Source organism: Achromobacter sp. GbtcB20, assembly GCF_019091095.1.
GTDB classification, from domain to species: Bacteria; Pseudomonadota; Gammaproteobacteria; order Burkholderiales; family Burkholderiaceae_B; genus Achromobacter; species Achromobacter mucicolens.
Genome location: NZ_JAGXJZ010000002.1, coordinates 373,496 through 386,662 on the forward strand (window position 1 = coordinate 373,496; position 13,167 = coordinate 386,662).

General features: G+C 67.2%; 7 protein-coding genes. 3 read left to right on the forward strand and 4 right to left on the reverse strand.

Going from position 1 to position 13,167, the window contains the following annotated elements; all coding sequences use genetic code 11:
* Positions 1-6: 6 nt before the first annotated feature.
* From KVT32_RS04490 to KVT32_RS04505, 4 genes are all read right to left on the reverse strand, one after another.
* On the reverse strand, positions 7-3,108 hold the full coding sequence (locus KVT32_RS04490; protein WP_152383657.1) for a MexW/MexI family multidrug efflux RND transporter permease subunit: 3,102 nt from the start codon (positions 3,106-3,108) through the stop codon (positions 7-9).
* Between the two features lie 15 nt (positions 3,109-3,123).
* Positions 3,124-4,251 carry an efflux RND transporter periplasmic adaptor subunit gene (locus KVT32_RS04495; protein ID WP_152383656.1) on the reverse strand — a complete coding sequence of 376 codons (1,128 nt, stop codon included), beginning with the start codon at positions 4,249-4,251 and terminating at the stop codon, positions 3,124-3,126.
* Positions 4,252-4,422: 171 nt separating this feature from the next.
* Positions 4,423-6,396: a choline BCCT transporter BetT gene (locus KVT32_RS04500; RefSeq protein WP_056321672.1), complete on the reverse strand. Its 1,974-nt coding sequence runs from the start codon at positions 6,394-6,396 to the stop codon at positions 4,423-4,425.
* A 149-nt stretch (positions 6,397-6,545) separates the two neighbouring features.
* Positions 6,546-7,169 (reverse strand): TetR/AcrR family transcriptional regulator, encoded by a 624-nt coding sequence (locus KVT32_RS04505; RefSeq protein WP_152383655.1) that lies wholly within the window; start codon positions 7,167-7,169, stop codon positions 6,546-6,548.
* Between the two features lie 234 nt (positions 7,170-7,403).
* Here KVT32_RS04505 and KVT32_RS04510 point away from each other — a divergent pair, with 234 nt between their 5' ends.
* Genes KVT32_RS04510 through KVT32_RS04520 form a run of 3 tightly spaced genes read left to right on the forward strand, consistent with a single transcriptional unit; the run spans position 7,404 to position 13,140 of the window.
* Complete coding sequence (locus KVT32_RS04510) at positions 7,404-8,495, forward strand: efflux RND transporter periplasmic adaptor subunit (protein ID WP_371825565.1); 1,092 nt, start codon at positions 7,404-7,406, stop codon at positions 8,493-8,495.
* Positions 8,492-11,677, forward strand: a complete 3,186-nt coding sequence (locus KVT32_RS04515; protein ID WP_152383654.1) for an efflux RND transporter permease subunit — start codon at positions 8,492-8,494, stop codon at positions 11,675-11,677. The genes KVT32_RS04510 and KVT32_RS04515 overlap by 4 nt, the downstream gene beginning before the upstream one ends.
* 2 nt (positions 11,678-11,679) lie before the next feature.
* Positions 11,680-13,140 carry an efflux transporter outer membrane subunit gene (locus KVT32_RS04520; protein WP_152383653.1) on the forward strand — a complete coding sequence of 487 codons (1,461 nt, stop codon included), beginning with the start codon at positions 11,680-11,682 and terminating at the stop codon, positions 13,138-13,140.
* Positions 13,141-13,167: the final 27 nt, after the last annotated feature.

Consider the following 13,167-nt stretch of genomic DNA (forward strand, 5'->3'; position numbering starts at 1 on the left):
GATTCCTCAGTGCTGGACGGCGGCGCGCGCGTCCTCGGCGTCGGCCTGCGCCAGTTCGCGGGCGCGCGGCGTATCGTTGGCGGCGCGGTGGTCCCGGGCAAACACGGTGTAGACCGTGGGCAGCACGAACAGCGTGAAGAGCGTGCCGACCAGCAGCCCGACCACGATGACCAGTCCCAGGCTGTAGCGGCTGTGCGCGCCGGCGCCGGTGGCGAACAGCAGCGGAATCAGCCCCATGACCATCGCCGCCGTGGTCATCAGGATGGGACGCAGGCGGATGCGCGCGGCCGCTTCCATCGCCGCGCGACGGTCCAGCCCGTGGCTGACCTGCATCTCGTTGGCGAACTCCACCATGAGGATCCCGTGCTTGCTGATCAGGCCGATCAGCGTCACCAGGCCGATCTGCGTATAGATGTTGACCGTGGCCATGCCCAGCGCCAGCGGGATCAGGGCGCCGCAGATCGACATGGGCACGCTTACCAGGATGATGAAGGGATCGCGCAGGCTTTCGTACTGGGCGGCCAGCACCAGGTAGATGACGATGATGGCGAAGATGAAGGTGATCATCAGCGCCGAGCCTTCCTGCGTGAACTGCCGCGCGTCGGACTGCCAGTCGTAGCTGAAGCCCGCCGGCAGCGATTGCGCCTCGCGCGTGAGGAACTGCACCGCATCGCCCATCGTGACGCCCGGCATGGGAATCGCCTGGAACGTGGCGGCGTTCAGCTGGTTGAACTGCGTGAGCTTGTTGGGCTCCACGCCCATCGACACCGATACCAGGTTGGACAGCGGCACCTGCGCCCCCGAGGCGCTCTTGACGTGGTACTGCGCCAGCGCCTGCGGCGAGATGCGCTGTTCGCGCAGGCTTTGCGGAATGACGTCATAGGAACGCCCGTCCATGCCGAAGCGATTCACGTAGTTCTCGCCCACCAGCACCGCCAGCGTGTCGCCGATGGCCTTCATGGTGACGCCCAGGCTGTTGGCCTTGCTGCGATCCACCTTCAGCTGCACGACGGGGTTGTTGTAGTCCAGGTCGCTGTCCACCACCATGAACAGGCCGCTTTCCCTCGCCGCCTGCTTCAGGCTTTCCATGGCGTCAAAAACCACGGCATAGTCCGACGCGCTCATCAGCACCATCTGCACCGGCAGCCCGCCCGTGGAGCCGGGCAGCGACGGCAGCTGGAACGCAAAGATGTTGCTGCCTTCGACCTGGTTCGCCATCGACTGCATGTCGGCCTGGATCTCGTCGGCCGAGCGCGTGCGGTCCTGCCAGTCCACGAAGTCCACGCCCCCGATGCTGTTGGAGACGCCGTCGGACCCGTTGATCAGCCAGCGCCCCTTTTGCTCGGGCAGCGTCTTCATGACGTCGTCCCACTTCTTGCCGAACTTTTCCACGTAATCGATGTTGGCCTGCTGCGGCGACTTGATGGCGGTGAGCACCGTGGACTGGTCCTCGACGGGGGCCAGCTCCTGCTGCGCGGCGTTGTACAGGAAAGGCAGGCTGGCCAACACGGCCACCGCCAGCACGCCGGTGACCCAGCGGTGATGCAGCGACACGTCGAGCACGCGGCCGTAGGCCTCGCCCAGGCGGCCGAAGAAGTGCTCGGCCTTGCGCGCCATCCAGCCATCGGCGACCCGGCCATTCAAGAGAAACGAGCTCATCACCGGCGACAGCGTCAGCGCGATCACGCCGGACACCACCACCGCCCCGGCCAGCGTGAAGGCGAATTCCTTGAAGAGCGAGCCGGTCAGGCCGCCCATCAGCCCGATCGGCGCATAGACGGCCGCGAGCGTGATGGTCATGGCGATCACCGGACCGGCGACCTCCCGCGCGCCGATCAGCGCCGCCCGCACGGGCGACTTGCCCTCCTCGATGTGGCGGTGCACGTTCTCGACCACGACGATGGCGTCGTCCACCACCAGGCCGATGGCCAGCACCATCGCCAGCAAGGTCAGCAGGTTCACGCTGAAGCCAAAGAGGGCCATGATGGCCGCGCCGCCCAGCATGGACAGCGGAATGGTGACCACGGGAATCAGCACCGCCCGCAGCGAGCCCAGGCACAGGAAGATCACCGCCACCACGATGACGATGGCTTCGAGCAGCGTCTGCGTCACGCCGTCGATCGAAGCGCTGATGAAGCGGGCCAGTTCGAACGGCACCTGCACGCTGGTGCCGGGCGGCAGGTTCTGCTTGATGTTGGGCAGCAGCTCGTTCAGGCGCTTGACGATGACCAGCGGATTGCCGACCGGCGTGGCGTTCAGGCCGAAGTACACGGCCGGCTCGCCGTCCATCAGGCCGCTCGAATCGGTGGACGCCGCGCCCAGTTCCACGGTCGCCACGTCGCCCAGCCGAACGACGGCGCCGCCTTCGTGCTTGACCACCAGGTCCCGGAACTCGGCCACGTTGACGAGGTCGGTGTTGACCTGGATGTTGGACACCACGTACAGCCCCTTGGCCTGGCCGGGCGCCGCCTGCACGTTGTTCTGGCGCAGCGCGTCGGCCAGCTCGCCGGCGGAGATGCCGCGAGCCGCCATGCGGTCCGGGTCCAGCCATACCCGCATCGCCAGCTTCTGCCCGCCGTACAGCTCGACGCTTGCCACGCCATCGATGGACGAGAGCTGCGGCTGCACCACCCGCGACAGGTAATCCGTCAGCGCGGCCAGCGACAGGTTCGTGCTGGAAAAGCCCACATAGGCGACGGCCGTCGCCTCGCCCGCGGACTTGACCAGGACCGGGTCGTAGACGTCCTGCGGCAGGCGGTACTTGACCTCGTTGACCTTGGCCATCACCTCGGTCATGGCCTTGTTGGAATCGGCGTTCAGCTTCATCCGCACGGTGATCACGCTGCGGCCCTGGGTCGATGACGACGACAGGTAGTCGATGCCCTCGACGGTGGCCACGGACTGCGCGATGGGCTGCGTGACGAAACCCTGCATCAGATCGGGCGAGGCGCCCGGATATTGCGTCGTGATGGTGATGGTGGTGCTTTCGGTCAGCGGGTATTGCCTGACCGGCAACCCGCTCAAGGCCTTGATGCCCAGCAGCAGGATGAGGGTGCTGACCACCAGCGCCAGCACGGGGCGGCGCACGAACAGATCGGTGAACTTCATGTTGGCCTCCGCACCTTACCGGGCCTGCGCCACGGCGTGTCCCGGCGCGGCCAGCGCCACGGTGTCGTCCGGCAGGATCTCGACGGCGGCGCCGTTATGCAGGCGCAACTGGCCCGACGTCACGACCCGGTCGCCCGCCTTCAGCCCCTCGGTCACCACCACCCGGCCGCGCAGGCGCTCGCCGGTTTTCACATAGGCCTGCCTGACAGTCGGCGCCGCCGCAGCAGCTTCTGGCGGCGTCACGACGTAGACCGAATCGCCATAGGCGCTGTAGCTGACGGCCGTCTCCGGCACGGTGATGACATCCGGGCGGTCGGGCAGTCCGATCCGCCCCTGCGCGTACATCCCCGCCGACAACGCGCCGTCAGGATTGGCCAACAGGGCCTGCACGCGGACCGTGCGGGTGCCCGGGTCGACCTGCGGCTCCACGGTGGTGACCTTGCCCGGGAACTCGCGGCCCGCGTGCGCGTCCACCGTCACCGCCACCGGCTGGCCCACCCGCAGCGCACCCAGCGCCTGCTCGGGCAGCGTCAGGTTGGCGTACAACGAGGACGCATCCGTCAGCGACACCAGCGGATCGCCCGCGCGGGCAAATTGGCCCAGGTTCACGCGGCGCACGCCAAGCACCCCGTCGAACGGCGCCTTGATGCGCTTCTGGTCGATCAGCGCCTGCACGCGCCGCACGTCGGCGGCCGCCTGTTCATGGTCGGCCACGGCCTGGTCGAGCTGTTCACGCGTGGCGGCCTGCAGCGGCACCAGCCGGCGCGTGCGATCCAGCAGGGCCCGCGCATTACGCGCCTGGGCTTGCAGCCGTGCCAGTTCGCCCTGCTCGGGCGCGTCGTTCAACTGCACCAGCAACTGCCCCGCCTTGACCGCCTCGCCCGGCGTGAAGAGGATCTGCGCCACACGTCCGTCGACTTCCGCCGCCACCATCACCTGGCGCGTGGCTTCCAGCGACCCGATGCCGGCAAGCATCACCGGAAAATCCGCCTGCACGGCGGGCGCCACCGCGACCTTGGCCGGCGGCATCGACCACCCGCCGCCAGGCGCGGCCGCCTTCGATTTCCAGTACATCGCCCCGCCGGCCAACGCCGCCGCCACTGCCAGGGCGACGACCGCCCCTGCCCTGCTTCTCGCCTTCATGATTCGCTCGCTTTTTTATTTAAACAAGAATTTGCTTGGATAATCCACGAATCGCGGGATTTCGTCAAAGCAGCGAAAGCAATGAAGGGGATAGGTGCGGCCTATGGGCCAAAAAAAGCCACGCGGACAGCGTGGCTTGGGAATATGAGCAGGCGCCTGCCGGCGCGCCGACTAACCGCGAACCATGTGCAGGTAGTGGCGATGCCGCTCGTATTGGTCGAGGATGTCGCCAATGACGGCGTCGCGGCTCCAGCCCATGATGTCGTAGTCCTGCCCGCCCTCGCGCAGATGGACTTCGGCGCGGAAGTACTTGCGCTCGTCTTCGTCGGCGGCCTCGTCGGGCGTCAGGCTGGGGCGCACGAAGGCCTGGGGCTGCACGGCGTAGGAAAAGTCCAGGTGTTCGCCATGCGAGACCTCGAGGATTGCGCCGCCCTCGTTCTCGTCTTCGCGCACCTGCACGGCATAGCCTTGCTTGCGCAATTCGTCGGCCACGTCTTCCAGCGCGGGCCGCACCACATCCGCGATGAAGCGCAGCACATGGGCGCGGCGCGGCATCATGACCATGTTGCGCAGACGCCGCTCCCAGGATTGGCCGCCGCGCGCCGGCCGCGACAGCGTCAGGGACTGATAGCGGATGCCGCGCTTGGTGGCGTCCAGCTTGAGCGCCTTGAACAGGCCCCAGAGCGACAGCAGCAGGATGATCGAGAAAGGTAGCGCGCTGGCGATGGTGGCCGTCTGCAGCGCGGTCAGGCCATCGGCCAGCAGCAGCGCGATGGCCACCGCGCCCATGGACAGCGACCAGAAGATCCGCTGCCATACCGGCGTGCGGTCCGCGCCGCCCGAGGCCAGCAGATCCACCACCAGCGCCCCCGAGTCGGCGGAGGTGACGAAGAACACGGCCACCATCGCAATGGCGAACACCGAGATCACGCTGCTCCAGGGCAATAACTCAAGGAATGCGAACAGGGCGAGCGAACTGTCCGCATCCACGGCCTTCGCCAACCCCTGGTCGCCGCCGACCAGGATGTAATAGATGGCCGTGTCGCCGAACACCGTCATCCAGAACAGCGTGAACCCGGCCGGCACCAGCAGCACGCCGCAGACGAATTCACGAATGGTGCGGCCCCGCGAAATGCGGGCAATGAACAAGCCCACGAAAGGCGACCAGGCGATCCACCAACCCCAGTAGAACAACGTCCAGCCGCCCAGCCAGTCGGTCGGCTCGTAGGCGTACAGGTTGAAGGTCTTGTTGACGATGTCGGACAGATAGGCGCCGGTGTTCTGCACGAACGTCTGGAAAAGGAACACGGTGGGGCCAACGGTCAGCACGAACAACAGCAGGACCACCGCCAGCACCATGTTGGCTTCCGACAGGAAGCGGATGCCCTTGTCCAGCCCGCTGGCCACCGACAACGTGGCCAGTCCGCAGGTGATGACGATCAGCACGATCTGGGGCACGACACCAACCGGAATGCCGAACAGATGGTTCAGGCCGCTGTTCATCTGCGCCACGCCCAGGCCCAGCGACGTGGCCACCCCCAGCACGGTGCCGATGATGGCGAAGATGTCGACCGCGTGGCCGATCGGACCATGGATGCGATTGCCGATCAGCGGATACAGCGCCGAGCGCAGGGTCAGCGGCAGGCCGTGGCGGAAGCTGAAGAACGCCAGCGTGAGCGCCACCGCCGCGTAGATCGCCCAGGCGTGCAGTCCCCAATGAAAGAAGGTGATCTTCATGGACTCGCGCGCGGCCTCGACGGTGCCGCCCTCGCCCACGGGTGGCGACACGAAGTGCATGACGGGTTCGGCCACGCCGAAGAACATCAGCCCGATGCCCATGCCGGCGGAAAACAGCATGGCGAACCAGGTGAAATTGCGGTAATCGGGCTCGCTATGATCCGGGCCGAGCTTGATGTCGCCATACCGGCTGATCGCCAGGAACGCGACCGAGATCAGGATGATGGCGACGACCAGGATGTAGAACCAGCTTGCATTGCCGATGATCCAGGCCTGCATCGATTCGAAGAGGGTCTGCGCTGCCTTGGGCGCAATGATGGCGAAGGCCACCAGCAGCAACGTGAAGACGGCCGCGGAATAGAAGACGGGCCGATGGATGGTCGTGCTTGGCCGGGGTTCCGAAGTCATGGATGCACTCCTTGTGCCCGAGGGTGATGGAACATGGCGTTGGCCCCCTCAGCACGACCGGTGCGCCGCCGGTATTACTATCACGGGCGCACCCAAGCTGACAATCACCTGAGTTTGAAATCGGACCGTTCAGCGACGGTCCCGCGGCCTCAGTCCGGCTTGGCGTCGCCGAACACCACACGGCGAAAGAACCCGGCCAGAACGGCCTCGGTCATCTCGGGCGTGACGGCCTGGGGGTCGAAGGCAACGCTGAACTGCATGCCGTCGGAAAGGGCCAGCAGACCCACCGCAAGCTGCTCGGCCGGCAGCGGCAGCGGCGTGCCGAACTGGGCCGAGAACTGGCGGATGTATTCGGTGGTGGCCGCGCGCAACTCGCGCAGACAGGCGACAAAGCCCACGCGGAAGTCCGGATCGCGCGCCGCCTGCAGCTTGCCCTCCATCCACAGCAGAAAGCAGTCGTTTTCGCGAAAGTGCTTGCTGTAGTAGTCGAGCACGCGCGCTTCCATCTGCGACCGGCTCTCGCCGGCTTCGAAAATGGCGCGCATGTCGGCCATGACGTTTTCGTGGTCGCGCTTGAGCAGTTGCAGGAACAGCTCGGACTTGCTGCCGAAATTGGAATAGAACGCGCCGCGCGTGTAGCCCGCCTGCTCGGCAATGTCTTCAACGCTGGCGGCCACGAAACCCTTCGACAGAAAAATCGACTGCGCGGCGTCAAGCAGGCGCTGGCGCGTCTGATCTCGGCTTTGCTCTCGGGTCAGGCGGACTTTGGACATGGCGCGAGTTTAGCACCGGCGCGTATTTCAGATTCACCTTTGTATTCAGATACAAGACTGTATTAGAATTCAGTCCGTATCGAGTCTGACTCGTCCCTTTCCTGCCCCCTTTTCCGCGCAGCGAGGTGTTTCGTGAATTGTTTTGGCCCGGGCGCGCATCCCATCGCACGCCATGCCGTTGCTCCTGCAGCACGGATCGTTCCCGCCGTTTCGCCCCGCCGCCGGACGCGCCTGTTGGCCCTGTCCGCTGTCATCGCAATGGCCGCCGCCGTGGCCGGCTGCGGCCGTGACGAAGCGCCCGCCCCCGCGCCGCGCCCCGTCGTCGCCATGCCCGCGCAGGCGGACGAAGCCCTGCCGGCCTGGACGCTTCCCGGTGAGGTGCAGGCGCGCTACAGCACGCCGCTGTCGTTCCGCGTGGGCGGCAAGATCGTGGAACGCAAGGTGCGGTTGGGCGACACCGTGTCCCCCGGCCAGGTCCTGGCCAAGCTGGACCCGGCCGACGCCACCAAGAACGCCGCCGCCGCGCGCGCGGCGCTGTCGGCGGCCCAGCACCAGCTGGACTACGCCCGCAAGCAACTGGATCGCGATCGCGCCCAGGCGCGCGAGAACCTGATCGCCGCCACCCAGCTCGAGCAGACCCGTAATGCCTACGCCTCGGCCCTTGCGCAGCGGGACCAGGCCGCGCAGGAGGCGGCGCTGGCGGCCGACCAGCTCAACTACACGACGCTGCACGCCGATCACGCGGGCGTCATCACCGCCGAACAGGCGGACACGGGACAGAACGTCGCCGCCGGTACCCCCGTCTATCAGTTGGCCTGGGCGGGCGACATCGACGCGCTGTGCGACGTGCCCGAAAGCGTGCTGGCGGGGCTGGAAATCGGCCAGCGCGCCACCGTCACGCTGGGGCCCTTGCCCGGCCAGACGTTCACGGCCGTGCTGCGCGAGATCGCGCCGGCCGCCGATCCGCAAAGCCGCACCTACCGCGCCAAGCTCACATTGGAATCGCCCTCGCCCGAGGTCCGGCTGGGCATGACGGCCAATATCAGTTTCGATAACCGCCAGGCCAACGGACGGACCACCTATACCGTGCCGGCCACGGCCCTGTTCCATGACGGCCGCGAGCCGGCGGTGTGGATCGTCAAGCCCGAGGCCGACACGCTGGAACTGCGCCGCGTGCAGGTGCTGCGCTACGACGCGCGCACCGTCACGCTGTCGCAAGGGTTGGCGGCGGGCGAGCGCGTGGTGTGGCAAGGCGTGCACACCGTGTCGGCCGGCGAAAAGGTGCGCCCGGTGCCGCCGCTGCATCCCGAGGATTTCGCGTCATGAGCGCCCCCGGCCAGGACCCCGGCCAGCAGGCTGACCAAGACGCCCATCGCCACGAGGAAGGCCGGTTCAACCTGTCGGCCTGGGCGCTGCGGCATCAGCCGCTGGTGATCTTCATCATCACGCTCGTCACGCTGTTCGGCGTGCTGTCGTACTCGCGGCTGGCGCAGTCCGAAGACCCGCCCTTCACCTTCCGCGTCATGGTCATCCAGACCCTGTGGCCGGGCGCCACGGCGCAGCAGGTCCAGGAGCAAGTCACCGACCGCATCGCCAAGAAACTCCAGGAGACCGCCAACACCGACTTCCTGCGCAGCTACTCGCGGCCCGGCGAATCCCTGATCTTCTACACGATGAAGGATTCGGCGCCGGCCAGCACCGTGGCCGACCAGTGGTATCAGGTGCGCAAGAAGGTGAGCGACATGCGGGCCACGCTGCCGCAAGGCGTGCAGGGTCCGTTCTTCAATGACGAGTTCGGCGACGTCTACACCAACATCTACACGCTGCAAGGCGACGGCTTCTCGCCCGCGCAGTTGCGCGACTATGCCGACAAGCTGCGCACCGTGCTTTTGCGCGTGCCGGGCGTGGCCAAGGTGGACTATTTCGGGGATCAGCCCGAACACATCTACCTCGAGATCCCGAACACGCAGCTCACCCGGCTGGGCGTGTCGCCGCAGGAGATCGCCGAGGCAATCAACAGCCAGAACGCCGTGCAGGGCGCGGGCACGCTGACCACGGCGGACGACCGCATCTTCGTGCGGCCCACCGGCCAGTTCCCGAACAGCCGCGCCCTGGCGGACACCCTGATCCGCGTGAACGGCAAGTCCGTCCGGCTGGGCGACATCGCCACCCTGCACCGCGGCTATGACGATCCCCCGGCGCAGCAGGTGCGGTTCCAGGGCGAAACCGTGCTGGGCATCGGAATCACCATGCAGCCGGGCCACGACGTGGTGCGCCTGGGCAAATCGCTGGACGCCAAATTCAAGGAACTGCAGGCGGAACTGCCCGCGGGGCTCGCGCTGACGGAAGTGTCCAGCATGCCGACGGCGGTGTCGGAGTCCGTCGACGAATTCCTGCGTTCCGTGGCCGAAGCCGTGGCGATCGTGCTGGCGGTAAGCCTGGTGTCCCTGGGGTTGCGCACGGGCATGGTGGTGGTGATCTCCATCCCTGTGGTGCTGGCCATCACGGCGCTGTTCATGGAGATGTTCGGCATCGGCCTGCACAAGGTGTCGCTGGGCACGCTGGTGCTGGCGCTGGGCCTTTTGGTGGACGACGCCATCATCGCGGTCGAGATGATGGCGGTGAAGCTTGAACAGGGCTGGAACCGGACACGCGCCGCCGCGTTCGCCTACACCAGCACCGCTTTTCCCATGCTGACCGGCACCCTGGTCACCGTGGCGGGATTTCTGCCCATCGCGCTGGCCAAGTCCAGCACCGGCGAATACACGCGCTCGATCTTCCAGGTGTCGGCCATTGCGCTCATCACCTCGTGGTTCGCGGCCGTGGTGCTGATTCCGCTGCTGGGCTACCGCCTCCTGCCCGAGCGCAAGCGCGAAGCGCATCTGCCGCACGACCACGAGCACGACATCTACAACACCCGCTTCTACCAGCGCCTGCGCGGCTGGGTGGCGTGGTGCGTGGACCGGCGTTATCTGGTGCTGGCCGGCACCGTGCTGGTGTTTGCCGTGGCGATGGCGGGTTTCAGGTTCGTGCCGCAGCAGTTCTTTCCCAGCTCCGACCGCAGCGAATTGCTGGTGGACGTGCGTCTGCAGGAAGGCGCGTCCTTTGCCGCGACGCTGCGCCAGGTCGAGCGTCTGGAAAAAGCGCTGGAGGGCCGGCCCGAGATCGCGCATTCGGTCAGCTTCGTGGGCACCGGCGCGCCGCGCTTCTACCTGCCGCTGGACCAGCAGCTTGCCACGCCCAACTTCGCCCAGCTCGTCATCACCACGCATTCGGTGGAAGACCGCGAAAAGCTCGCGCAGTGGATGGCGCCGATGCTGCGCAGCGACTTCCCCGCCATCCGCAGCCGCCTGTCGCGCCTTGAGAACGGGCCGCCGGTCGGCTACCAGGTGCAGTTCCGCGTCAGTGGCGACAAGATCCCCGAGGTGCGGGCGGTGGCCGAAAAGGTGGCGGCCGAGGTGCGGGCCGACAAGCGCTCGGCCAACGTGCAGTTCGACTGGGACGAGCCTTCGGAAAGATCGGTGCGCTTCGAGGTCAACCAGCAGAAGGCCCGTGAACTGGGCATCACTTCCAGCGACATCTCCAGCTTCCTGGCGATGACGCTCTCGGGCTACACCGTGACGCAGTACCGCGAGCGCGACAAGCTCATCAACGTCACCCTGCGCGCCCCGCGCGAAGAACGGGTCGACCCGGCCCGCCTTGCCACGCTGTCCATGCCCACGGCAAACGGCCCCGTGCCGCTGGGCACTATCGGCCAGGTCCGCTACGACCTCGAGTACGGCGTCATCTGGGAGCGCGACCGCCAGCCCACGATCACTGTCCAGGCCGACGTGACGGGCGATGCGCAAGGCATTGACGTCACGCACGCCATCGACAGGAAGCTGGACGCCCTGCGTGCCGAGCTGCCCGTGGGCTTTCGCATCGAAGTCGGCGGGCCCGTGGAGGAAAGCGCGAAGGGCCAGACGTCCATCAACGCGCAGATGCCCCTGATGGCGGTGGCCGTGCTGACGCTGCTGATGGTGCAGTTGCAAAGCTTTTCCCGGGTGCTGATGGTGGTGCTGACCGCGCCGCTGGGACTGATCGGCGTCGTGGCCGCCCTGCTGCTGTTTGGCAAGCCTTTCGGCTTTGTCGCGATGCTGGGCGTGATCGCCATGTTCGGCATCATCATGCGCAACTCGGTCATCCTGGTGGACCAGATCGAGCAGGACATCCGCGCGGGCCACAAGCGCGTGGACGCCATTGTCGGCGCCACGGTGCGGCGTTTCCGGCCGATTACGCTGACCGCTGCCGCCGCCGTGCTGGCGCTGATCCCGCTGCTGCGCAGCAACTTCTTCGGCCCGATGGCGACAGCCCTGATGGGCGGCATCACCATCGCCACGGTGCTGACGCTGTTCTTCCTGCCCGCCCTGTATGCGGCGTGGTTCCGCGTGAAGCACGACGAACGCGACGAGCCGGAAGGCGTGCCGCCCGGCGCCAACGCGGGCGACACGGTGGAACGAGGAGCCTGACCATGCGCATCCCCTTCACTTTTCAACGCGTTCGGTTTGCGGCGCTGCCGCTGATGCTGGCACTGGGCGGCTGCGCCTTCGCGCCGGACAGCAAGCCGCCTGCCATGGCGCAACCCGCGCAATATGGCGTCGAGGCCGCGCCCCCCGCGGGCGCCACCGCGCAGGGCGTGGCGCAACGCTTCGAGCGCGGCGCGCACCCCGTGCCGCAGTGGTGGAAGCGCTACGGCTCCGAGGCGCTGAATGCACTCGTCGAGGAAGGCCTGGCCAACAGCCCGGACCTGGCCGCCGCCGAACGCAACCTGGCCGGCGCGCGCGAGCAATTGCGCGGGCAGGTCAATTCCTCGTTGCTGCCTTCGGTGGACGCGGGCGCCAGCGCCACGCGCAACCGCGCGCTGACGATGCCCGAACTGCCCGAACCCACGGCGCTCTTTAACGTCTTCACGGGACAGGTGCAGGCCAGCTACAACCTGGACCTCTTTGGCGCGGCGCGCTTTGCCAACACCTCGCTGGCGGCGCAGGTCGCGCAGCAGGCCTATCAGCTTGAAGCCGCCCGGCGCTCGCTCGCGGCCAACATCGTCACTGGCGCGATCACCTCGGCCGCGCTGGCAGAACGCGTGGCGCTGACGGAAAAGCAGGCGGTGCTGCTGCGGCAGGTGGCGCATGACACGCAACGCCGCTATGAATACGGCTCTGCCTCGCAGAACGACGCGCTGGCCGCCGACCAGGACGCCGCCACGCTGGAGGCGTCCTTGCCCGGACTGCGCGCGCAGTGGCACGCCACGCGTCACGCGCTGGCCGTGCTGCTGGGCCGCAGTCCGGACCAGGCGCCCCCCGACCTGGCCTTCGACACCCTGGCCGTGCCCGAGGCGGTGCCCGTGGTGGTGCCGTCGGAACTGCTGGCCTCGCGGCCGGACATCCGGGTCGCCGAAGCGGCGCTTGAGGCCGCCGCTGCGGACGTGGGCCTGGCCACCGCGCAGATGTTTCCCAGCCTGTCGCTATCGGCGTCCATGGGCAAGGGCGGGTTCTCTTGGGCCGACGCCTTGTCAGGTGGCGGTTCGATCTGGGCCATTGGCGCGTCGCTGACGCAGCCGATCTTCCATGGCGGGCAATTGCTGGCCGAACGCAACGCCGCGAAAGAACGGTACGAGGCCGCCGTTTTGCAATACAAGCAGACCGTGCTGACCGCGTTTCGTGATGTGGCCGATACGCTCTCGCGCCTGGATGCGGGCGGACAGGCGCTGGCGTCGGCGGAAGCCTCGCGGCGCGCGGCCGAACAGTCCTATCGGAACACGGCCAGCCGGGTCAAGTTGGGTGCGCTGGCGCCCTACACCGAATACGCCGCCGAACAGCATTACGTCGCTGCGCGCCTGCGCGAACTGGAATACGCCAACAGCCGCATGACGGAAACGGCGGCGCTGTTCCAGGCAATGGGGTCGCCGGTTGCCGCCGCACCGCAAAGGTAGCGATCCCGCGCGCCGGTCTTCGTGGCG